Raw genomic sequence first — 26856 nt, forward strand, 5'->3', positions numbered from 1 at the left:
ACTGAGACAACCATGAAAAACAAACAAGATACTACGGCCAACGAACCTACAAATACGCAACAAGAGATTGCCATTGTCGGTATATCTCTGCGCTTCCCCGGCGCAAGCAGCAAAGAACAGTTTTGGCACAACTTAGCAAACAAAGTAAGTAGTATCTCAGAGATCCCCGCAACACGTTGGCAATGGCAGGATGACTTTGACCCAGCTCCAAAAAAAGACGAACAAAAAATTGTGAGTAAATGGGGTGGATTCATCGATAACATTGACTGCTTCGACGCAGGTTTTTTTGCCATTTCGCCAAAAGAAGCACAAAGCATGGACCCTCAACAACGTCTGAGCATGGAACTGGCGTGGCAATGTTTTGAAGATGCGGGTTTGTCTTCAAGCACCTTCAAAAACACTAAAACGGGTGTATACTTGGGCTGTAGCAATACGGATTATCAAGAGCTTGCCACGGGCAACATCGACCCGCACTTTTTAACGGGTATGTCTACGGGGGTGTTTGCCAATCGTATTTCCCACTACTTTAATTTTCAAGGGCCTAGCGAAACCGTCGATACCGCATGCTCTTCATCTTTGGTTGCCCTACACAAAGCAGTTAATGATTTTAAAGCAGGTGAAATCAATGCCGCGCTTGTCGGTGGCGTTAACTTACTTATCACTAAAAGTCGTTACGTATCATTTAGCAAACTTGGTGTACTGTCTCCACGCGGGCGCTGTAAAACACTGGACGCAGATGCCGATGGATATGTACGTGGTGAAGGTGTTGGTATGGTATTACTACTGCCGCTTGAGCGTGCATTGGCAGAAAACCTGACCATTTACGGGGTAATAAAAGGGAGCAGTGTTGGCCACTCGGGCCACACTAATACATTAACTTCCCCTAGCCCATTTTCGCAATCTCGGGTTGTTCAAGCTGCCATCGACAATGCAAATATACATTCAGATGATTTATCTTATGTTGAATTACACGGCACAGGCACCGTACTTGGCGACCCAATTGAAATTCAAGGTCTTAAACGTGCTTTTCGTGCGACTAAATCTAAAAATGCAGACCCTGAAAAACTTTGCTATCTGAGCACCGTAAAGACGAATATAGGGCACTTAGAATCCGCAGCAGGGATTGCAGGGATTATCAAAGTGCTTTTGAGTTTTAAGCACGAACAGGTGCCACCACTACAAAACTTCGAGACACTAAACCCAAAGATCTCGTTAGAAAAGTCACCTTTTGAACTAGCAACAGACTGTAAGCCATATAATCTAACAGATGATAAAGCACTGCTAGCCGGTATCTCATCTTTTGGTTTTGCAGGCGTTAACGCCCATGTTATTTTGCAATCACCTCCTACAAAAGCCACTAACTCAATCAAACTCAATACACCAGCTGTTATTGTCCTGTCTGCTAAAAAACCACAAAGCCTTATTGAGCGCGCGAAACAGCTAGTCGATTTTATTGCGCAGCAAAATTTCAAAGATGATGTATTGGCTGACTTAGCATTTACCTTACAAATTGGTCGTGAAAACATGGCTCATCGCATGGCCTTTAGTGCAAGCTCCATTGCTGAAGTAACCAAACAACTTACCCTCTTTATCGTAGGCGAAAGTGGTACTTGGCAACAAGCCGAATCAATCAAAGATAAGATCAGCACGTGTATTGAAGCGAGCAATGCAAACATTTCCGATGCTCTGAGCCAATGGCTATTGGGCGCCGACGTTAATTGGACAGCGCTTTATTCAGACTCTCAACCAAATCGACTTGCTCTACCTGGCTACCCGTTTAACCCAAAATCTTATTGGATAACGTCAAAAAAAGACGAGCCAAAAACGGAGGCATTACATCCACTACTCCACAAAGCATTACCCGCTTTTGATGAGCTATTGTTTAGCTCCACCTTTAACGGTGACGAATTCTTTTTGGCCGATCACCAAGTAAATGGTGAACGAATATTGCCTGGGGTTTGCATACTAGAAATGGTGCGTGCTGCGATCTCTTTGTCTCACGATTTAGATGAGTCGCACAGTACCCTAATTGAGAAAGTCAACTGGCTGCGCCCAATTTGCATCGAATTAGCTGCATCAGATGAGCAAAAAACCGTTTTTCTATCGCTTTGGGAAACCGACAATAAAATGCTTTTTGAAGTGTGGCAAAAACACGATAGTACGCAGCAAGTGTGTGTATCCGGTGAGGTGCAAGTATCGCCACACAACACGCCTGTAGCCAAATTTGCGCTAGAGGCAGAGTCTGAGCAGCTGCTCGCGCCTAATGACGCTTACGCCGCGTTTAAAAACATGGGCATCGAATATGGCAAAAGCTTCCAAGGGCTACAGCATTTAAGCAAGCAAGGTACAACCGCAACCGCCAAAGTCGCTGTACCAACATCCTTTTGCCAAGGTTATGGGTTGTCGCCAGCCCTGGTCGATGCGGCACTTCAATCCCTGATTATATTTGCCGATCAAACACAGGCTGCTCTGCCGTTTGCGACAGAACAAGTCACTTATTACAACACCGAACAATTAGGCCAAGTACAGCACCGAGAAGTTTGGGTAAAAGCCTCTCAAATAAGTAAAAATACCGATAACACAAAAAAGTTCGACCTAGATATATGCAACCTAGATGGCAATTTACTCATGGGGATAAAAGGGTTTTCAACTCGCAATGTGCCAATGGACATACTTAAACCAAGCCAACAATACACGCAAACTTTGCTGACTCTGACACCTTGTTGGCAAGCCATTGCACCTGATGCTTCCCAGTCTTTTGACCCACACTCTCGCTACTTTGGTCCACCAACCTTAAAACCCAAGTGGTTAGAACAGAGCACAGATACCAATCAACTGCTTTGGCTGGCAAAAGATGAATATGCTCAGCCGCTGACCTTATTAAAACAGCTTAAGCGCTTACTTGCAGACGGGTTCGATTGCAAACCACTCTCAATCACCTTAGTCACGGAAAAAACCCAAGCCGTATTTGGCCAACATGAGCAACATGCTTGCGAAGGCACTGGTCTGATTGGCTTGTTGCAAAGCGTCGCGCAAGAATACCCTAACTGGACTGTGCGTATCATTGATGCGGAGCAGTTAACCGCTATTTCTGCATCATTCACCGAGCTGCCAGTAGGGCTATATGCACATCGCGGTGCGCAGTACTTTACTTTTGAGCTGGCTAAACACACTTACCTAGATACAGCGCCCAAGAACAGCATGGATTTGCAAACTCAAGGGACCTATTTAGTCCTTGGCGGCGCGGGCGGCCTTGGCCAAGTGTGGAGCGAGTGGATGGTAACAAACCACGATGCGCAGATTATCTGGCTTGGTCGCCGGGCAATAAACGAAAACATTCAAAGCGATATCGCCCGCGTAGCAAAGCTTGGCAAAGCACCTGTTTACGTCCAATGTGATGCCAGCGACAAAGTCGCCATGGAAAAAGCCTTTGTAGACATCACCAACCAGTTCGGTGCTTTAAATGGTGTAGTGCACTCTATTTTACACCTAGAAGATCAAACGGTAGCAAACATGGATGAGTCGCAGTTCTCTCGTAGCTACCACGCCAAACAACGAACGGGTGAAGTGGCCCTTGAAGTATTCAGCCAAGCAGGCTTAGACTTTTTCTTATTCTTTTCATCTATGCAGTCATTTTCTCCTGCGGCTGGGCAAAGTAATTATGCCGCTGGGTGTCTTTATTTGGATGCCCTAGCCCGCACTTACCAACAACAGTGTCCAATTAAAATCATTAACTGGGGTTACTGGGGATCAGTCGGCGTTGTACAAGATGAGTTCTACCAAAAGAAAATGCGTACCATGGGCATAGGATCCATCGAGGCAGAGCAAGGCATGCAAGCACTTGCAACCTTCATGGACTCAAACCTAACGCAAGCAGGCGTCCTCAAAGTAACACAAGCCGCACTAGCCGATACCTTCAAGCTACAAAGCTTTAGTGCACAAGGCGCGCTGCATTCACTTGCTCCAAAAAGAGCTAAACAGCAACCACCCAAGCAAGATAGCAAAACGCACGTTGACTTAAAGCAGCTTTGCTATGCATTCAAACAAGCAGGTTGGCAACACCCTGAAAAACGTGAGCAAGCCCTTGCAACTTTGCCTGAATATTTCAGCAAGTGGTGGGCTGAGACTGCGCGTTACTTAGAGGCTGAGCAGCTAATGCAAAATGGTATAATCCAAGATGCAGAAGCCACGCCTATTTCGGACCCCACTGCAAACTTACTGGACAACTGCTTAGCTAACTTACCCGCCATTTTAAATGGTGCTATGAAAGCCACAGATGCGCTATTCCCAAATGCTTCTATGGTCTTAGTCGAAGCGGTTTATCAAAACAACCCCGTTGCTGACTACGCCAATAAGATACTTATCGAGCAGCTGCAAGCGTACCTGACCAAAACCAAAGCAAACTCAGTGCGTGTGCTTGAGATTGGCGCGGGCACAGGAGGTACTACTCGCTCTGTTTTACCAGCCCTTGCACCGTGGCAAGTAGAAGAATACGCCTATACCGATTTATCAAAAGCGTTTTTTAATCATGCCAAAGCACAGTACCAAACTGATTACCCGTTTGTTGACACCAAATACCTAGACATCAGCAAACCACTTGCTGACCAAAATATTGATATCGGCAGCTATGATGTGGTGATTGCCACCAATGTGCTGCACGCCACTGCTGATATTAAAAACACCCTGCAAAATGCCAAAGCCTGTTTAAAACAAGGCGGTATATTATTAATCAACGAAGTTGTAAAAAAGTCACTCTTTACACACCTTACATTTGGCTTGTTAGAGGGATGGTGGCTAAGCAAAGATCAATTTATGCGTTTAGCTGGCTCGCCCATGCTATCTATTGATAACTGGAAACAGGCACTCACCGAGTCTGGGTTTAACTCCCCTTTTGCGGCCACCGCGCATAATTGTCCACAACAGGTTTTTTGCGCTCAAAGCAACGGCCTTATTTTCCAACATAAAGTTAAAAAAAGCGTTCAAAAACAAATTATAAACTCACATAACAAAGATACAAAACCACCCAGTATGAACAGCAAAACAACCACGCAAGACCAGCTACCGCTGACACACAACACAGATGAATCCGTGCTCACTGAGTTTGTGCAAAACGTGCTGTTTGACATAGCAAGCATAGCGTTAGACATGGCTCCTAATGAGTTAGATGCTGAAGAGTCATTTGCTGACTATGGAGTCGACTCCATTTTAGCCATTCAAATGCTCGATGAGATCAATGCCAAGTTCGACTTAAACCTACCGGCTACTTTGCTATTTGACTACCCCTCAATTGAAACGCTTAGCAAACATATTATTGCAGAGCATAGTGATAAAGCCATGGCGCTACTCCCAGCTCAAAGCCAGAATAATAGCTGCACAGCAACGCAAACAATTGAATATGCCATCAGTACAGATAATACACGTAGTTTGCGCAAGCATCGCTCACACAATAAGGCTTCACAGTCGGAAACTCAGGAACAGGAAAATACCAAAAGTATCCCTGCCAATAGCGGTAAAATCGCCATTATTGGCATGAGTGGTCAGTTTGGTGATGCTAATAACCTAGATGACTTTTGGGCGATGCTGGTTGAAAAAAGAACCTCAGTCAAAGCACAAACTCGATGGGATCAGACAGGGCTCAGTGTCAATCAAAAAAGCTGGAGCAAATACGCAAGCTTGCTCAAAGACATCAGCACTTTTGATGCGCCATTTTTCTCAATTACGCCGCAAGAAGCCATGTATATGGATCCGCAGCAAAGACTGTTTTTACAAGAGGCATACAAGGCATTAGAAGATGCCAATATGATCACCAAGGTGGCTGGTCAAAATGTCGGGGTATACTTAGGTTGCGCACAGAGTGATTATGCCGGTTTGGCCGAGGACGATGCTCCTGCACAAGTATTTTGGGGTAACGCGGGCTCAGTGATCCCAGCACGGGTTTCTTACTTTTTGAACTTAAAAGGCCCTGCCCTTGCCATAGACACTGCATGCTCTTCGTCTTTGGTCGCACTGCACAGCGCTTGCCAAGCACTTAATAATAATGAAATAAGCAGTGCCTTAGTTGGCGGTGTAGCAACGTTATGCACACCAAAGTTTTCGATTCATGCGGGTAAAGCAGGTATGCTGAGCCCAAATGGTACCTGCTATACCTTTGATGACCGCGCCAATGGGTTTGTTCCAGGTGAAGGTGCTGGTGTATTAGTGCTGAAAAAGTTAGAAGATGCCGAGCGTGATGGCGACCATATTTACGGTGTGATTATAGGATCTGCTACCAACCAAGATGGGACCACCAGCGGAATTACCGCGCCTAGCTCTCTGTCTCAAGAACAATTGCATCGTGACATATACGCGCGATTTGATATCCGACCTGACTCAATTCAAATGATCGAAGCGCATGGTACAGGCACTAAGTTGGGTGACCCGATTGAGTTTCAGGCGCTAACTCGCGCATTTAGGGAGCACACCAGCAACAACGAATTTTGTGCGCTGGGCTCAGTAAAAACCAACATTGGCCACTGCCTGACCGCTGCGGGTGTTGCAGGGGTGATTAAAGCGCTACTTGCAATGAAACATCGCACGATCCCAGCATCGCTGCATTTTGAAAATGGAAATAGTCATATAAATTGGCAAAACACGCCGTTTTTCGTCAATCAAGACACCATTGCATGGCAAACCAATAACGCGCAGAAACGCCGCGCAGCAGTCAGCTCCTTTGGCTTTAGTGGTACTAATGCCCATGTTGTACTCGAAGAGTATCAGTCAGAACCCGTACTTCCATCAGACGGCTCAGAGCGCTCAGTTATCATCACGCTCAGTGCCAAAAGTAAAGACGCACTAAAAGACAAAGCGCTAGAGCTGAAGACATGGTTAGCACGCGAAAATGTGCAGAACAACATGCTTGCAAGCTTAGCCTTTACGCTGCAAAGCGCCCGTGAAGAAATGGACCACAGGATTGCGTTTACGGCAAACACCATCGTAGATGTGGGTACTGAGCTGTCGCGCTTTTTAAACAAAACGCGCGGTCAATACAAACATGGGGAGGTCAAGCAAGGTAAAGAGATTTTAAGTGCATTAGATAGCACTGACTTTGCGCGCTGGATAGACCAAGGTGAATTTAACAAGTTACTCTCGCTATGGGTAGTCGGTGCTGCCATTGATTGGCCTTTGCTGTACTCAGAGCAAACTCCTTCGCTACTGCGTATACCAACTTACCCGTTTGCCAAAACATCATTTTGGCTACCTGAAAAGCACGCAAGCAAGCCAATAAGCATTGAGCCTCAAAATGTTGAGCCTAGTAAAACAGATGAACCCTCAAGTGTTGAGTTAGACTTCAACGTAAAAAGCACACAGCTCTTTGAGCCCACTGAGCAAATATCTAATACACATCGCACGGCACCTGCGCTTTTGCATTACACAGCCAGATGGCAGGACACACCTATAACATCGACTGAGCCTGCAACTTATCATCGCCAAGTAGTGTTACTTGGCCGTGACTTGCCAAAGCTCTACTCCGTATCAAATACACGTTTAGATTGCGAGAAATCCAAGGCTCAGGAACAACTTGAAACGTACACAGTGGGCCTTATCGACTACTTCAGGCAACTTGAATCACAACAAGGAGCCATTGCCAATCAAGTCGGTAGTAAACTTTTGGTACAAGTTATTGTAAAAGACAAAGCGAACCTATTGTCAGCACTCAGTGGTGTACTTAAAACCGCAGCGATAGAATACAGCAGTATAGAAACTCAACTTATTTCTGTAGATGAAGCTCACAACCTAGAGCACCTTGTAGAAGCCGAAGCCAAAAAGCAAGATACTTGCGTACGTTATCAACAAGGTCAACGACAAGTAATCAACTTTGACTTACAGGCCTATCAGCAAGTCGACAAATCAACATTGCCCTGGAAAGAAGATGGCGTCTATGTGATCACAGGTGGCCTTGGCCAACTCGGCCAAACTTTTGCGAAAGAAATCATAGAGCACACAACAGGCGCACAGATTGTATTTGTCGGCCGCCGAGCACACAGTACAACTATCCAATTACAACTCAATACGCTAAGTGATGAGCACTCTAGATTGAGTTATGTGCCTTTGGATATTGCAAACCACAATGAAGTTAAGGGGCTATTTAACAAACTCAAAGCTAAATATGGCACCGTGACTGGCATCATTCACAGTGCAGGCGTGATTAAAGATCAGCTCATTAGCAATAAAACGCCGCAAGAAGTGGCACAAGTGTTTGCGCCAAAAGTGGCTGGCCTCTTTACACTCGATGAAGCAACTAAAACATTAGATTTAGACTTTTTTGCCTGCTTTTCCTCGATTGCTGGCGTCTTTGGTAATATTGGGCAGGCGGATTATGCTTGCGCCAATGCGTTTATGGACCGGTTTATGGCAATTCGCCAAACGCAAGTAGAGCAAGGTGAGCGCAGTGGTTTAAGCCTATCTATCAACTGGCCGCTGTGGTCAGAGGGCGGTATGCAGGTTGACTCATTAACCACCTCAATTTTACAATCTCAAGGCATTGAAGTGATGCCAAATGAAGTGGGCGTCGACGCGTTTTATCGGATATTTACTTTACGAAAAATCCCAACTCAGCACTGTTTTTTATTTGGTGATACGACTAAATTAACGCAACTTTGGCACAAGCCAAAAACGGTATCCAAAAGCGTCAATGCTACAACTGTGTTCGCTGGAAAAAATCATGCTCAGATCCGCAACTACGTTAAGTCTCTAATTACAGACATTACTAAAATCGACAGTAACGACTTAGACGATGAGGTCGATTTTAAAGACATGGGCTTTGACTCCATCATGCTGATGTCTGTGGTGCAAAGATTAGAATCTGATCACTATTTGGCTATCGAAACCTTGCCACCGGCCTTACTGTTCGAGATAAGCACCATCAACGAGTTGTGCGGCTATTTGGCAGAGCACCAATTGCCAACGCACCTAAACGAGTTACCGGTTAATAACACATCAAACGCTACACCATACAATTTGAGTGCGCCAATACCTCTGTCAAAAGCCCAGCAAGGTCTGTGGTTATTACACAAACAAAATCCGCAGTTGAGCAACTATCACGTGCCAATGGTATTTGAAGTAAGCAACTTAAATCCGGCTTGCATGCAAGAAACTCTGAATTGGTTGACCCAAAAACACCCAATATTGTCGGTAAAACTCTCTGAAATTGAAGGTTTACCTCAGCAGCAAGTTACTGGCCAAGTACCTGTGTTGGCACAAAGCAACACACAGTTCACATCCAAGTCAGCCCTGATTGGTTTGATCCAAGCAGATATAAAGCAACCATTTTCTCTCACACAAGCGCATAATACGCAAAACCAATTGCTATGGCGCGCAAAGCACTGGCAAGTGAACAATGAACGCGATGTGGTGGCCTTAGTTTTTCATCACCTGATCATCGACGGGGTCTCTGCGACCTTGCTTCTTGAACAATTGTGGCAAACTTATCACGCGCTTGTAGCGAGAGAAACGCTTGAGAAACCACAGCCAAACACTGGATTTTTCACTTATATTGAGTGGGAAAAGCAGATGCTCAAGAGCGAGCAAAGTACCCAGTTAAAACACTATTGGCAATCACATTTACAAGGTGTCAAACCTGAACTAGTGCTTGCAGAAAAGCAAACCCACCAAGGCGCGCAAAAGCAAGCACGGCGCATCGAATTGCCTGTGGAAAACAGCCATGTTCAACGCATTCAACAATACTGTCGTAGCAGTAAGATAAACCCAGCGACATTCTTCTTATCTGCTTTTCAAACGCTCTTAAGTGCGAAAACACAGCGTATAGATATCACATTAGGTGTACCGGTGTTGCATCGCCCAACCAATGAAATGACCAACTCGTTGGGGCTATTTGTAAATCAGTTACCACTTAGAAGCTCATTAAATAAGGCGCAATCATTTGCCCAACTTGCACAAAAAAACCAGCACCTGCTTGGTGAACTGATAAAACACAGCGCCTACCCATTTGCAGAGATTGTCCGCGCAACTGGCGCACAGCGTACCCTACATAGCCATCCAATTTTCCAAATTGGGTTTGCTTACCATAACTTCTTAAAACCAGACTGGATAGAGTCTAATCAAGACTTGGTTGACGCAATTTGGACTCAGTGCTTGCAAGAGCCTGAGTTAGACTTAAGCCTTGAAGTCACCCCTTTGTCCAATACCTTTATGATTGCCTTTAAGTTTGACGCTGCCATCTATCCACCCCATCTAATTGATGCGTTGGCCAAAGACTACTTAGCTCTGCTTGATGATGTAATGTTTGCAGGCAACCAAACACTGGGTAGCTTACCTGTATTTTCAAACTTTCAATCTCAAGCTTCGGTGCAAATAGCTCAGACTACCCTCGTTGATTTATTTGAAGTACAAGTAGCAAAGCACCCTGAGCGCACTGCCGTGTGCTTTGGCATGCAATCAATCAGCTATCGTCAGCTCAATGACAAGGCCAATCAATTTGCTCACACCTTGGTAAATCACCACGAGTTTAAACAAAATGCTGAAAACCTCATTGCGCTGTGCGCAAAGCCATCTATTGAGCTAATAGTCGCCATACTGGGAATCTTAAAATCAGGCGCAGCCTATGTGCCGCTTGACGCAAACTCACCAGATACGCGCATCAACCATATTTTACAAGACGCCAAACCAAGTATTTTGGTTCTTGACACAGATATGCCACATGCTGAGGCCAGCCAACATAGTCAGGTGATTAATTTGCAAGCAGCGCTTTCGAGCAATACGCAAGTTGCCAACATCAATCTAGCATCATCATCAAACCTTGCATATATCATTTATACGTCGGGCTCAACTGGCACACCCAAAGGCGTGTTGGTCGAGCACCACAATGTGCGTAGCTTGTTTAATAATACCCAATCGCTATTTGGTTTTAACGAGCAAGACACTTGGTGTTTATTCCATTCTTACGCATTTGACTTTTCAGTATGGGAAATTTGGGGCGCGCTGCTGCACGGTGGCAAACTCATGATCCCTGACGAACTAACTCGAAAAGAATCCGCCAGCTTTGCCAGATTTATTACCGACAATGAAATTACTATTCTAAATCAGACCCCATCTGCATTTTATCCTTTGCTGGATGTATTACTAACAAACCCCAAAAATGCGCTGCGCAAAGTGATATTTGGCGGTGAGGCGTTAGATTTAAGAAAATTAACACCTTGGTTTGAACAAGCACGGCCACAAGCTGAACTGGTAAACATGTACGGCATCACTGAAACCACTGTACATGTGACCGAAATAACCATAGATGCAAATATGGTGCATGGCGCACAGGCGCGCAGTATCATAGGCCGTGCACTACCCGGTTACGACATTCTGCTGTTAGATGAGCTATTAAGCCCTGTCCAACAAGGCCAAGTAGGTGAGATTTTTGTTGGGGGATGCGGCGTTACCCGCGGTTATCACAATCTATCACCTCTGACTGAAGAGCGCTTTATCATGCACAATTCAGGCAAACGCCTATACCGCTCGGGGGATCTTGCCCGCTTAAATGAGTCTGGTTTACTAGAATATATGGGCAGAGCCGACGACCAAGTTCAGATCCGCGGCCATCGTATTGAACTTGGAGAAGTGCAGCATGCCCTGCAATCGCTAAGCTACATCACTGAGGCTTATGTCGTTGCCGCACAAAAGCAACTTGGACAGGTGTTAGTGGCTTATATCATTGCCCCAGATACACCGTCTACTGCAAAAATCCGAGCTGATTTACTTACCAAGTTACCAGAGTACATGGTGCCAGCTTATTTTGTGTTAGTGCCTCACTACCCACTGACCTCAAACGGTAAAATTGATAAAGAGACATTATTAAAGCAGCTGCCTTTTAATCAAGCACCAAAAGCGGCGTTATTAAATTCGCAACAGACCGCGTTCACCAGCGCTCCACTCCCTAAACTTGCATCTCAATTTGAGCGCTCAGAGTTAAAACCCGAGCTTAAATGCGCTGTGACCCAAATTTGGCAGCAAGTTTTAGAAGTAGATGACATTGCTTCTAACGTGCCATTTTTTGAAGCTGGCGGTGATTCATTACTGGCTAATGTGCTAACTGCAAAACTCAAATCACAGCTAAATGTTGAGTTCCCGCTGACGCAGATTTTCCAATATAGCACCATTGATGCGATGACAGACTACATCGCACAACGACAGTCTGAACATGACACCAAGCGTGTCCACTCTATCGAAGAAAATCAACAAAGCAACGTGTCGACGGCAAACGGCAGCGATCAAAACATCGCTTTAATCGGTTTGTCTTGTCAATACCCTGACTCGCCCAACCATCAAGCGTTTTGGCAGAATTTAGTCGAGGAAAAAGATTTTTTAAAACGCCTCAGTGAATCTAGCGAGCAAGGTGACATCACATGGCTCGACTCTTGGATTGAAGGCCAAGACCAGTTTGACCCAGAGTTTTTCAACATCTCTGAAAAGAATGCTAAAACCATGAGTTACTCGCAGCGTCAGTTACTATTGCATGCTTGGAAAGCCATTGAAGATGCAGGCTATTGTGCTGAAAACATGCCAAATACGGGGGTTTATGTTTCATCGTCTGGCGCTGATAATCCAGACTTGAACTTGCAGGAAAAATTTAAAAACGGCCAGTTTATTTTAAACGCCGAAGACTATGTAGCTTCAACTATTAATCAACCCGGTACACTGCCAACCACAATCTCATATCACCTTGGTTTTACTGGTCCAAGTTTATTTGTCCACTCAAACTGCTCTTCCTCCATGTCGGCCATTGCACTGGCCTGCAGCGCACTGAAAGCCAAAGAAATAGACTACGCCATTGTAGGCGCAGCTTGTTTATATCCGCAGCGTTACACGGGGTATGAATACGAAAAAGGCCTAAACTTCGCTGGGGATGCCCGCTGTAAAGTGTTTGATGAAAAAGCTGACGGTATGATTGGCGGCAGTGGCGTTTCAGTGATTGTGCTCAAACGAGCAGAAGATGCAATGGACGACGCAGACAACATTTACAGCCTGATACGCGGCATTAAAGTTAATAATGATGGCAAAAACAAAGCTGGTTTCTTTGCACCAGGTACCCAAGGTCAAATGAGCGTGATTGAACAAACGCTCAACGCTGCCAGTGTGTCTCCCGCGTCGATTAGCTATGTTGAAGCGCATGGTACTGGCACCGCACTCGGTGACCCTATCGAGTTTTCTTCGCTACAGCAGATTTATCAAAAGCATACCAACGAAAAACAGTACTGTGGTCTCGGCGCGGTCAAATCTAATATGGGCCATACGGATACTTTGGCGGGCTTAACAGGGCTGATTAAAACCTCTTTGGCGCTTTATCATAAAAAGCTCCCCGCCTCTTTGCATTATACAAATACAAATCCGCACATAGAGCTTGCCAGTTCACCGTTTTATGTTGTTGAACAAACCAAAGACTGGCAAACACCGCTTTTACCGAGGCGCGCGGCGGTCAGTTCGTTTGGGATCGGCGGCACTAATGCCCATGCCGTTTTAGAAGAAGCCAACACAAACGTCGTCAATTTAAAGGCTGAGAATGCGTTGCTTTTGAAGCCTACGATCATTATTTTGTCAGCACACAATTCACAGGTACTTACAAAACAAGTAGCTCAGCTCAGTGAATTTCTCGACCAGCATAACTTGGATGAGCATTCCCTCGTGAGACTCGCGTACACTCTGCAAACGGGTCGAACCGGTATGGACGTGCGTACAGGTTTTATTGTCCACTCAATCGATGAGTTAAAAGCTAAACTCCGCAATTACATAGCAGCGCCAAGTTATGTTAAAAAAGGCACTGACACGACAGCAACTGCAATGCCCACAGAGCTTAACTCGCTGCTTGCCCAAGACAATTATGAGGCAATTTTAAACGCTTGGCTGGGGTCTGGATTTACCAATTGGGACTTTTTATATCAACACACTAAAGTCACCAAAATAAGTTTGCCAACCTACCCGTTTGCACTCAAAGCGATACCACAGAGGGAAAACCACGAAGTCAAAGCCCCTAACACGGGTATTTCTAGTGGGGCTATTGAGAGTCAGGTTCACATAAAAGTACCCATTTGGGTACCTAAGCAGCTTACTGATCAAGATGGCGAAATGCCATCGGAAGAATGCCATCATCATGTGGTTTTATGTGAGGCTCCTCCTGTCGAACACACCAGTGACACCTTACATACACTACACTCTGACCATTTCGCTATTGAGCAGAAAGTAGAAGATTACGGCTTTCAACTCGTCGAGCTGTTAAAGCTACTAATCGCAACCAAACAACCAATAAAGTTACAATTGGTGATTGGAACAACCCACGAGCATGACACTGCTAATTTGTATACGTGTTTTCACGCGCTGCTCAAAACTGCCAGCCTCGAAAGTAAAACACTTAAAACGCAATTAGTGCTGTTAAATTCAAACACATCGGCACGCGAGATTGCGAGCATACTTAATCAAAATCTGAACAGCTTTGAAGATACCTTTGTACGTTACCAACAAAGCAAACGTGAAGTATTAAGCTATAAACCTATGCCTAGCAAAACGCCGTACACGCCATTCAAGCCTGATGGCATCTATCTAATCACTGGAGGTTTTGGCGGAATTGGCAAACACTTTATCAATGAACTTAACACGCAAGCATTCCATAAAACGGTAATTGTTACCGGCCGCAAACACCCAGAACATCCCGATGTACAGCAGTGCTTAGCGACTTTGCAAAGCCCACATACCACTTTACAATATCACTCAGTCGACGTTTCACACAAAATGAATGTATTGCTGTTGGTGCGAAAAATTATTGCAGAACATGGCACCTTATCTGGCGTTATTCATGGCGCAGGTGTTATCAAAGATACGCTGCTAACCAAAAAGGATCACGATACATTTAGTCAGGTGCTCAGCCCTAAAGTAACTGGTGTCGTTGCTTTAGACGAGGCAACACAAGACATTGTACTAGACTTTTTCGCTTGTTTTGCTGGGTTAAGTGGCGTCAATGGCGCATTAACTCAGGTGGATTATGCCACCGCAAATGCATTTTTAGACCGCTACATGCAACATCGTGCATCACTACAAAAATGTGGTAAACGCCAAGGTCTGAGCGCAAGTATTGATTGGCCCTATTGGCAAGAGGGCGGCATGAAGATCAACCCTGACTTCGAGCATACGCTGCGCCACAACGGATTTGCTCCTATGCCAACAGAAATCGGAGTCAATGCGTTCTATCAAGCTTTGCAATACCCACAAGCTTTGGTTGAATATGCCCATCAAGACGGGCCTAGCGTAGCAAATAACCCGCAAGTCTATGCTCAATTTTCAAACTTAGCATCCCTTAAGTCTGAATTGTCTGCGGGCCTTGCTAGCATTGCTGCAAACATTTTAGGCGTCAAAGTTGAAGAGCTTGATGCGGATACTGATTTAGGAGATTTTGGTGCTGACTCAATCGCATTTATCACCTTTATTAACCAAGTAAACTCTAAATATCAATTAGCACTCTCACCCAGTGTGCTATTTATGCACTCAACCTTAAATAGTATTTTGGGTCACATACTAGATGAACACAGCGATTCATTGATAAGCACGCCTATGGCGCAAGCGTCGGGTCAAAACATACCAAGTAAGGATCAAAATAACGACAGTGAAGATCGCATTGCGATCATCGGTATGAGTGGGCAATTCCCGCAAGCGGATAATCTTGAAGCTTTCTGGCAAAATTTAGTCAATGAAAAAGACTGTGTCACTGCGTTCGATTGGGAAACCCTACAAAATAGTGATACCCGTTCACAACAACCTCTACCAAAAGCTATTAACTGGCTAGGCCGCCTTGAACGAAATCAAGTTTTTGACCCGCTGTTTTTCAATATTGCACCTGCTGAAAGTGATCGTATCAAGCTTCAAGAAAGTTTACTCATGACGCACGTGTGGAAATGTATTGAAGACGCAGGCTACAACCCTAAAGCACTCGCGGGCACAAATACAGGGCTGTTTATTGGCTGCCAGGCAAGTTATCACGACGGTTTAATCACCTCTTCTGCCTATGCACCAAATCGTATGAGTTATTTCCTTGATTTGCATGGACCTAGTGAAGGGATAGATACCACCTGTTCATCATCACTTGTGGCGATCCATAAGGCTGTACAATCCATTAAAAACGGGGAATGTGATCAGGCGATTGTAGGCGGAGTCAATATCATTGACTCTCCGAGTGCATCCCTTGCAATGCATGAAATTGGCGCATTATCTCCTTCAGGTCGATGCCGAACTTTCTCTACCGGTGCTGATGGTATCGTGCGTGGTGAAGGCGTTGGCATGATCTTTATTAAAAAACTCTCAAAATGCGAGCAAGATAACGATCACATCTATGCCACGATTTTAGGTTCTGCCATTAATCACGGCGGTAAATCTCAAGGCTTTACCGTACCCAATGCAAAAGCTCAAACACGCTTGTTAGATAAAGCTTGGGCTGATGCGGGGATAGAACCGAGCACACTTAGTTATCTAGAGTGTCATGGGACCGGCACGTCATTGGGTGATCCGGTCGAAATTGATGCCCTAAAAGCAGCGTATAAAAACGCCCAACCTGACACGAGAGAAACAGCAAAATGTGCTCTGGGCTCTGTAAAAAGTAACATTGGGCATTTAGAGATTGCAGCAGGAATAGCGGGGGTCATTAAAGTTCTGTTGCAGTTAAAACATCAGACTTTGGTGCCCTCTTTGCATGTAAATGAGCTCAACCCTTATCTATCTGTAGATAATTCACCATTTAAAGTGCAAACCGCTATTTGTCCTTGGAAAGGCGATAACAAGCGTAGAGCTGGTATAAGCTCCTTTGGAATAAGTGGTGTCAATGCACACCTTGTGTTAGAGGAATACCCACATCAAACCTCAAAACAGGCGCAAACAAGTGACGCGGGGGCTGAACACACCATTATTTTGTCTGCTTCGAGCAAATCCGAATTAACCACCAAAGCCTGTGAACTAAGCGTCTACCTCAAGCAGCATTCAACCACTGAACTCTCTTCTTTGGCGTATACCCTGCAAGTAGGTAGAACCGCGCATAAATACCGAATCGGTTGGGTTGTCTCGTCATTTGAAGCATTACAAGACAAACTCTCAAACGTTAAACAATACTCAAAAGTGCCCAGTGGTAAACAGCCTGAATTAAATGACCACGAAGTTTTGCAATTACAACAAAGTCCACAAACCTTGCTGCATTTTTGGCTTGAAGGTAAGACGGTAAATTGGCAAGCACTGTATACACACAAACCAAAGAAACTGGCGTTGCCAACTACGCCATTTATCACCCCTAAAAAGTTCACTTCAGGCCCAGCAAATGCACCATGGTTACTGCTTGAAAACCAATGGAAAGTCCAACCGTTAGACATGCCAACCAATTATCCAGAGCAGCTCCTCCAATCTACCGGCGAACAACACGTTATGATTGTAGCACTAGACTCTCAAACCGCGACCAAGCTAAGTGAAAAATTGCCCAGCGTACATGTAACAACGGTATTATTTGATCAATTAGACTTATTGAAATTCGTACCTAACACTCTGCCTGATATTGTATTTTTCATCAGTCCTGCTGGCAGTTTGACGGCTGTCAATTCGCAAATTGAACCGCTATTCAAGTTTATGCAAGCTATTACACCATTCGATAACCACCCCATGCAGCTTTTTTATGCGCAAGCGCTCAGTGATGATAGAACCTGCGGTGATGATATTTCCGCATTGCTAAGAAGCTACACCATGAGAAACTCAGACCATGTATGGACGTTGATTGAACTTTCGCATCAAGTCCAAGACTGGGCGCAAGTCACGACGCAAGAACTGATTAGCTCCAATATATGTACCCAGCAAGCGCAACCAAACCATATCAAGTACCAAGGTCAGACGCGAATGGGCATGTACTTACACAATCCGCCATTGCAACAAGTAAACAATACCAAGTTTAAGCAAGGCGGCGTTTACCTCATTGCCGGTGCACTGGGTGAATTAGGGATGGCCCTAAGTACTTACCTACTCAAAGAGTTTAACACCACGCTGGTGCTACTAGGTAGGCGACCAGCACAAGAGTGCGCACAGGCGCTTGCATCCTTAAAGGCGCTAAATAAAGGGCAGGTTCATTACCTCACAGCAGATATTACCTCTGTACAACAGATGCGCAATGTTAAACAGTTCATCACAGATAATAGCTTATGTTTGAATGGCATACTTCACTTGGGTACCAGCTATACACCAGATGAAAGTACTTGGGGTGACTTTGAAAATGCGATGAGCGTCAAAGTCCAAGGCTCACTTAATCTTGATAAGGCCTTTGCAAGCAGCGAGTTGGATATGTTTATCCTGTTTTCTTCTATGGCTGTTTTTGGCAGCCTCAATCACCTCTCATATTCATACGGCAATGGCTATCAAAATGCGTTTGCTCAACAGCGTCAGAAATTAGTGGAGCAAGGCGAAAGGCAAGGTAAAACACTGGCAATTAACTGGGGATACTGGCACTCGAACGATCCAGTCAAAAGTATCGAAAACGGTTTCGCGGAGAAAAAAGGTTATCAACTCATTAAGATGTCTGAGGCCTTTAATTTGATTGAGTCTTTACTGTGCTCCGAGCATACCTCAATTGGTGCCTTGTTAAGCTCAGACCCAGAAAAAATACTCCAAAACACAGCCCAGTCGATGATTCGAAAGACGTCGGTTATTAAAACAGCTCATCCCGCGCATGAACCCACGGACAGCGACTTCAGCAATACAGATATCCAAAGCACAGTTATTCAAATTGTCAGTCGTGTTATTGGCATAGCACCAGATGAACTTGATTTAGAATGTGACTTGTACGATTACGGCTTTGATTCTATTTCATTGCTGAAAACCTTCCAGCAGCTCAAGGATACGTTGGCTATAGAACTGCAAGCGGATGCTTTCAAGAATATGAACACCATAAAATCGTTTATTGACGACATTGAAAGGCTATATCAGGCTCAACATAGTGATATTGCGAACAATAACACTCAGCAAAAGCCTGACTTTATTTTGGACGCTGGGTTCTCCCCTGTTACGCAAACTGACAACCTAGCAAATGCATTTGAAGGTAACGTGAAGTCTGTCTTACTGACTGGTGCTACAGGCTTTTTAGGTAGTCATATTCTGCACCAGCTTCTCCACGAGACAAACGCAACTATATTCTGTTTAGTACGTAGCAAGTCATTAAAGCAGGCTCAGCAACGTATTGAGCAATCCGCCCAAAACTACCAATTGGATATTGATATGGCGCGAATTGTGCCAATGCTTGGTGATATGGAGCAACCTCAGCTGGGGCTAAGTAATCCCAACTGGCAAACCCTGTGTGAGCAAGTACAGCATATTATTCATACGGCTTCTTATGTCAACCATATTCAGCCCTACTTTGCATTTAAAAAGTCAGTCGCTGGCACCAATCAGTTACTAACCATTGCGACGACCGAAAAGCTTAAAATGATTCACTTCGTGTCTAGCACCACAGCAAGTACCCAAGTAAAAAACTCACACTTTTCGGTCAACCCTGTGGAAGACTTTATTGAGATTGAAGATGCCGAATTGATTTGCAGCGGCTATGGTCAATCTAAATGGGTGCAAGAAGAGAATATTCGACAGGCAGCAGAAGTAGGCGTTCCTTACACCATTTATCGTTTTGCACAAATATCTGGCTCGTCAGAGACTGGTATAGGTAACACCGATGATATTTTCCATCGTATTTTAAAGATGATGATGCAAGTTCCTGTACAACCGGCTGAAGTACCCTATTTGCTCGATATTATTCCGGTAGATAAAGCGGCGGCAGCCATCGTCTTTGGAATGAATGACCCAAAAAAGCGTAACTCGGTGTTTCATGTCGCAAACTCAGAACCTTTACCTGTGGCGCAGTTTTATAACTTTGCTCAGTCTCAAAAACTGAACTTTGAGCAAGGCTGCAAATCCGATTTTATCCAAACCTGCAAAGAGTATGTGGATGGCTTAAAGCCAGACAATACGCAAATCATCATGGAGGGATTACTTACCCAACGTCCAGGTTATGATGAATACTTATTTGAAACCTATTTAATGCCAATGACGCCCTATGATAAGGACAACTATCTAGCGCTGATTGAAAAATACAATATTGGTTTTACTGATTGGGAAACGCTATTTACGACCTACTTTAACCAGTGGCGGCAAGATAAACACTACCACACCATATGGCACGCACTGCCAGAAAAGTAATTTAGCTCTGTACTAAAGCCTCACTCTTCGCTGGGAGGCTTTGAGTCGTTGCGCCAATTGAGCTAGCTGATTTCAAAAGCACCAAGATACGAACTACAATGAATATAATTGAAACAGCTTGCCATGCATTAATTACCCAGAACAACAAGTCAAAACAGCACAAGTACGTAAAATATCGTTTAGTACATATAATTGCTGAGTGCGCATGACATTGACAGCGCACTCATTCAATGTGAACATTTACTATCGGGCATTGAACCTAATAGCCTATAATTAGGCATTTCGAGTCAAGCATCAACATACACCTAGTACGTTTGGTGTATTTGAGCGTTGGCTGTTTGAATATGTGATTGACGGCTATAACTGTGATGACTTTGCACGCATGCTTTTGGTGAGTTGATCTCGCAACACAGTGACCTCATAGCGAAAACGCACTCTTGGGCGACACACCCTTATTTTACGGTCAGGCGCGCAGTTGCAGTCATCTTTATATACCCAATCAAAAAAATGCAGTGCCCCACAGATGCACCGAGACAAGCTACAAATCTATTGCTGTTCGACCAGCATGATTTAGTGCAAAATGGGGGTGACTGGCTACTAAAAGTGCTGTCACAAAAATCCCCTAATGAAGCCATCAATTATTTAATAATCAAACCACAAAAAAATACCGAGAGTGGCATTTCGATATACATTAGAAAAGCTAGATAAACAAACCAGTTCAGCGCTTATGTCTCTATGAACGTGCAAATACGCCGGTGCGGACCGTAGTATTTTCACAGTAATTAATTTATGCTTTTATTACTTTATAACAATAAATATGCAAATCATGATTACGATAAAAAAGCTCTCAAACGCATATATAAATCAAGTAGAAAAAATACAACTATGCGATGACCAAATAGAATTTGCAGGCACTGCACCGGAATTTTTAAATGATGGATCAGACACAACACATTTGCATGTAATAAAAAACAATGAAAACGTCATTGGGTATTTTAAGCTCGATTTGGCGTATGCCGATAAATATGATTTTTGCCCACAAAACGCGGTTGGAATAAGGGCATTTGTAATAGACAAACAACAACAGGGTAAAGGCTTTGGTAAGCTAGCCGTAAAAGCTCTGTTTCCCTATGTGGCCGCAAACTACCCAACATATTCACAAATCGTGCTAACCGTCAATTGCCGAAACCAAACGGCCTATGAGTGCTATAAAAAAGCGGGATTCCAAGACACCCAAGAAAAGTATTTAGGCAGCCCTGCTGGCCCTAATTACATTATGCGCGGCCATTGCAAATAGCTAGATGGCTCACAAAGGCTTTTTCTAAAGTGATTATTTCTACGGAGATTATCTCTAAGGAGATTATCTCTAAGGAGATTATCTCTAGCCATTTTATCCATTTCGATTATGCTACGATGTCTTGCGATTAAGTAATGGCGGAGGCTCAAGTGAGTATTGAAAGTTACGTTGCCCTATTTGGTGCGATGTTTGTCGTAGGTATTATCCCCGATTTGCCATCACCACCACGTCCATCACTGGCGGCTTTCGTCGTGGTGCTGCAATGATCATAGGCTTAGTGCTCGCCGACTATGTGTTTATTTTATTGGCGGTCTCTGGCTTGGCTTTTGTTGCTGAGTCCATGGGCGCAACAGGTCCATTATCATTGTCAGTTTTAACCAAAGAGCTCAAATCAAAAGACGAAGTTGTCGCAACAAGCGCTGTGTTTATGACTATCAGCCACCTCACCAAAATACCAGTATTTATGCTGGTTACACATATGCTTTGGCAAAGCTTAGAATTGATTTTAGGTATGGTACTGGGTTCTAGTTTGGGTTCATTTGTAGGTACCAAGTTAAGACTTAAGGCTAGCAATGCCGAGCTGATAGCCGTGATTAACTTGCTGTTAACTTTGCTCGCACTCCACATGATTTTTGCTGTTTTCGCATAGAGCCAAGCGTCAATTTCTCAGTCAACTACTTCCCTGAAACCGAAAAAAAAATTAGTACTAAGTTCGCTAACAATGGCTCCATACTCGATCCATATTCCTAGCCTATAATGATGAATAGTTAAATAAGATAGAGAATCGACATGCGCTTAATCACGACTGCTTTATTGAGCTTAGCCACTTTGACAGGGTGTCAATTTGGCGCTAACGATACGCCAACAATAACTGAAGTCACACCAACCCCTGAGGTAAAGAGTAACCTAGAAATTACCGCAATCTCAACGGGCCCTTTGGACACACTAGAACCCACAGACACTGTAAAAACTTACTACACTGTTGATGTAACGGGTTTTAACGATGTAGATGTAGAAGTTCACTTCTATCTAATGCACTCAGACGAACTTGATGTGCAAAGTGAACAAGAAACAACGATTGAAGACATACAGCAAATTGCCGTCGTTGAGCTGACCTCGCTGAATGAAGGTTCAAGCGAGCACGAAATTGATCTGCTACTGCCTAACACGCTTGAGGGCGGAAACTACCACATTATTGCGCAAATTGATCCAAATGACTTACATGTAGAAGATATCGAAGAAGACAATCACCCATCGGTTGATCACCAGCCTCACTTAGACGGTGAATTCCCGCATGCTGATATTGTTGTACGTGAGCAAGAAGGTCATGATTATAAGCTACTAACTGCCTCTTTCGGCCAATCAGCACTTATCTTAGATGTGCCAAATGTCGACAACGGAACCAGTGAATATCATTCAGATCTTATCGGTTACCTCGAAGCAGATTATGAAGGCGGTAACCTAGGACTTTCACATATCAAAGCTGAAGTGATGGTTGCAGGCAACTGGGTTGAGACTCATTTTTGGGATGCTCAAAACAAACAGTATACAGATACACTAGCGCATGAGTTCACTGCTGAGCTACATGATGAGCATATTGGTTTTGATATTGCGTTAGAGCCTGAGTTATTACAACAAGTTTATGCTAATTATGATGCTCAAGGTGATAACCAGTTAGAATTACGCTTCACGCTTATTGACGCTGCACAAGATTCAGAAACACGTACCGATAACAACGAGATACTGACATCTATTCCGCTTTATTTCTTTGAACAGACTGACGAACCACAGGAGCGTTCTGCAAGACAGGAGCGTTTTAATGAAACTGCCATTTTGCCAGCAGCGGTTGGTCTTGCAAATATCAACTTCTCAAGTGAGTTCAACAAGTCATATGGTAACAAGTCGAAGTTCAGTGTGGGTGTAGACTTACAGGGTCAACTGTTTATCGTGCCTACTGGCGATCCTGGTGGTCGAATTACAGGTGAAGGAACGGTAGAAGCCTACTTCTTTAACGCCAAAAATACGTTGTTTAGCATCTCATATAACGGTAGTGCTTATATCAGCGGTCTAAACACTGGCTATGAATCAGAAATGATTATCTTCAATAACGTTGTTTTTGAAGACGAGAAGTTTACTGCAAAGTATGAAAAGTCATGGGAAAAGAAATGGGAAGAAGAAAAAGTACTTGCCCAAGCCACATTCACAGTGGGCCCTATTCCCATTAAAGTCGAAGCTGGCGTAACTGGTAACCTTGGTTTTGAGCTAACAGTCGGTTACAACGCTGAGCTATATGCTGAAGGAGACCTTTTCCATGTAGACTTTGGTGCATTTGGCCGTGGCGGCGTAAATCTACTCGTCGCTTCTGCGGGTGTACAAGCTATCTTAAACTTGATTGACAACACCTTTGCAATGGAGTCAAACGCTGGGTTTGCATTACTGACCAATGACAATACCAACCCACATATCTATTACGGGATTGAGCTGAAAAACGACCTAGATGTTATTTCTGGAAAGTTTGGTCTGTACGCAGAAACCTATGGTGTGAAGTGGTGTAAAAAATGGGGGATCCCATACCCTTGCGGTAAGAAAACAACTCGCTATGATCTGTGGTTATACCAAACCAACAGTGTGTTCAATAAATCGTGGACAATCTACTCCAAAGAAGGCGATATCAGTCTATGATAACGCTTAATCAAGTGATTTTAGCTGGTGCACTTTGTGCACTAGCTAACTCCCAAAGTGCTCAAGCCGCTCAAACCAACTGCTCTGCTCAATTTGACTTTACCATAGATACTCGCACCACGTTTAATTACGACCAAATTAATAAGCAAGGCCAACAAACACACATCAAGCTGTCTGGGCAACTCACTGTCAAAACAGTTGAACACAACGATGAAGCTGGCTGGTGGGCAATAAAAGCAGACAATGTGCGTGCAGGAAGTGGACAATTTAGTTCCGAGCTGGACAGTTATACTGTGCCATTCGCCTTTAAATTAACCCCAATGGGATTAATCAGCGACTTTTGGTTTCCAGCACCTCTGGACAAACAAAACCAAGACCAACTAAAAGGGTTTGCATACTATTTTCAATTTCAGCGCCACCCTGACAAGCAACTTGAAATGGAGCAAGACACCCTTGGCCAATATTCGGCATTTTATTCATTTAAAGAAGACCAAATCCAACTCAATAAGCAAAAGTATCAGCTGCATAATGCCAATCAAGATGCACTGCAAACAATAAATATTGCTTCATCTGGACATGAAATTACTCCAAGTCCATGCTTCTTCACAACACGAAAGGGGCAGGAAACTTTGTTGTTTACAGGTAAATCGCAAAGCTTGAACTTGAAAACCAAACAGCAATACTTCTTTGAACCTGCTAAACAAGCCTACCCGTCTGTACTCTTTTCTTTACCAACAGACCTAGTCAGCTGGCCAATCGACAACCAAAATCTTAGTGAAGAAGATATCGCCCAGCTCAAAAAAGCGTTAGTGAGATTGATACTCGAAAATGATTTAACACAAATTGCCGCCCATGATTTGGCAAAGCAGCTGGCTCAATTTGACGCTGTGATTAGTTCATTAGATGACGTCTTTTTAAAGCAGCAGCTTCCAGATAATGCGCAAATGCGTTTATTCAACGCCTTGGGTCAGTTAGATAGTAATAATAGCCAATTATTGCTTGGTACACTGCTGATACAAGCAGATAAAGACCCTCTTATACAGTTTAGAGCTTTGCGGGCACTGTCTCAGGGCAGAAATACTTTAAGCCCCGAGCTAACCGCACTACTCAAAGAACAAGTTGAAACGGGCTTCACCAGTTTGGACTCTGAAGTAACAAGTAGTTTTTACATGACCATTGGCGCGATGCTGTATGGACGTGAGCCTGACGCTCAATCGCAACAACTACATAGTGCACTCTCAGAACAGCTTTCATTAGAAACAGATGGACGTATTCAATCAGCACTGATCACTGGGTTGGGTAATAGCCGCAATGAACAACACTTTGAACAAATTGATAGCTACGTCAACAATCGTAACAAAAGTGTACAGAGAGCCTCTTTTCGAGCTCTGGGTATGTTACAAACAGAACAAGCGTACATGAGTTTAGAAAAGCAGCTATCAACACCCACGCATCACAATCAAATGGCACTTCTCAGTGCCCTTGGAAAATACCAGCTAAAGCCAGCTGCAAGTGATACGGTACTCGCAATTGCGGTGAACAACTCAAGCGCAGAAAGCCGCTATGCAGCCATCAAGGCGCTGGCAGCACAAAAAAATCAAGAAGGGATTAAACACACTTTAAAATCAGCATTACGCTCGGAAACATCTAAAAGAAATTTCAAAGCGATAGTTGAATTACTGCATAACACAGACAATTCAACGCAAAACTAAATCCCTGCATACAGCCATCGTCTAATTGATTGATGGCTGTGTTTCTTATTAGAACCCACCACCGATATCAGCAAAGCTTAAAATCGACACGCGCACTGCATCAAACCAAACTATTTTACATAGACTTTATGGGGTTTCAGTTAGATTGGGAACATAAATATGAGTCGGGACGACCACTGTATATGCAAACATCTCAGGGAAAGTGAGTGCTTCACCTTTGTGAGCATTACGGAGATACCACGCCAAGTACAACGCTTAGAATTGAAGTAGAAGACCTCATCCAATATCAACGTTTATTATAAGGAAAACAGTTCAAACATGCTCGACCTGGGATTAATACCCAACTATGGGGCTTAGAAATATCCATTTCAGATCCCTTTGGTAATAAACTGATTTTTACTCAACCTGCTTAAAAAGGCAGCACATTCGCTGCCACAAAAACTGACTATTTTTGTGCTTCGTCAACTCGCCTGTTAACTGGGTAACGCTCAAAGTCCTCCCAATAATGGATCCCTCCGAGCATTTCTTTGACTAAATACCCCATCGCAGAGAGCTTTTGTGCTGCTTTACTCGCACCATTACATCCGGGGCCCCAACAGTAAACTATGAATAACGTATCTGTGTTAAATTCTTGCATACGAGCTTGAGTTATTTCACCGTGTGGAATGTTAATCGCAGTGATGGCATGACTCTTTGAAAATGCCTCTCGAGCGCGTACGTCAACTAATACAAAGTCGTGACTGCCCGATTTGATGTCTGCATAAACATCTGAGCAGTCTGTCTCAAACACGAGTTTATCTGAAAAATACTGATGCGCCTTTTTAGTGTCTTTCTCTATGAAGTAACGTACATTGGACATGATTTAACTCCTTAATTAACCTACTGAACAATTTACTAAGCGATTGCTAATTAAGGAATTCATAAGTTTTG

Annotated in this window: 7 protein-coding genes and 2 pseudogenes; 8 read left to right on the top strand and 1 reads right to left on the bottom strand. The window is 44.0% G+C overall.

The window, feature by feature from the left end; genetic code table 11:
• Nucleotides 1-12 precede the first annotated feature (12 nt).
• From N482_RS24755 to N482_RS26090, 8 genes and pseudogenes are all read left to right on the top strand, one after another.
• A complete protein-coding gene (locus N482_RS24755) occupies nucleotides 13-20235 on the top strand; it encodes a non-ribosomal peptide synthetase (protein WP_063376420.1) in 20223 nt (6740 codons plus the stop codon).
• A gap of 384 nt (nucleotides 20236-20619) precedes the next feature.
• A pseudogene (locus N482_RS26085) lies at nucleotides 20620-20943 on the top strand (DNA alkylation repair protein); the annotation flags it as partial.
• A 109-nt stretch (nucleotides 20944-21052) separates the two neighbouring features.
• Complete coding sequence (locus N482_RS07365) at nucleotides 21053-21532, top strand: GNAT family N-acetyltransferase (protein ID WP_231100809.1); 480 nt, start codon at nucleotides 21053-21055, stop codon at nucleotides 21530-21532.
• Between the two features lie 134 nt (nucleotides 21533-21666).
• Nucleotides 21667-21798, top strand: coding sequence for a hypothetical protein (locus N482_RS25905; protein ID WP_269202106.1), 132 nt, complete (start codon nucleotides 21667-21669; stop codon nucleotides 21796-21798).
• Nucleotides 21795-22181, top strand: coding sequence for a TSUP family transporter (locus tag N482_RS07370; protein WP_063376421.1), 387 nt, complete (start codon nucleotides 21795-21797; stop codon nucleotides 22179-22181). The genes N482_RS25905 and N482_RS07370 overlap by 4 nt, the downstream gene beginning before the upstream one ends.
• Nucleotides 22182-22321: 140 nt before the next feature.
• Nucleotides 22322-24214 carry a hypothetical protein gene (locus tag N482_RS07375; RefSeq protein ID WP_063376422.1) on the top strand — a complete coding sequence of 631 codons (1893 nt, stop codon included), beginning with the start codon at nucleotides 22322-22324 and terminating at the stop codon, nucleotides 24212-24214.
• Complete coding sequence (locus tag N482_RS07380) at nucleotides 24211-25926, top strand: HEAT repeat domain-containing protein (RefSeq protein ID WP_063376423.1); 1716 nt, start codon at nucleotides 24211-24213, stop codon at nucleotides 25924-25926. Before N482_RS07375 ends, N482_RS07380 begins: the two co-directional genes overlap by 4 nt.
• 32 nt (nucleotides 25927-25958) lie before the next feature.
• Nucleotides 25959-26339, top strand: a pseudogene (locus tag N482_RS26090) (glyoxalase superfamily protein).
• A 32-nt stretch (nucleotides 26340-26371) separates the two neighbouring features.
• Here N482_RS26090 and N482_RS07385 read toward each other — a convergent pair.
• Entirely contained in the window at nucleotides 26372-26785 is a 414-nt protein-coding gene (locus tag N482_RS07385) for a rhodanese-like domain-containing protein (RefSeq protein WP_063376424.1), read from the bottom strand.
• Nucleotides 26786-26856 lie beyond the last annotated feature (71 nt).

Origin of the sequence: Pseudoalteromonas luteoviolacea NCIMB 1942 (genome assembly GCF_001625595.1) — a bacterium.
GTDB lineage: Bacteria > Pseudomonadota > Gammaproteobacteria > Enterobacterales > Alteromonadaceae > Pseudoalteromonas > Pseudoalteromonas luteoviolacea_A.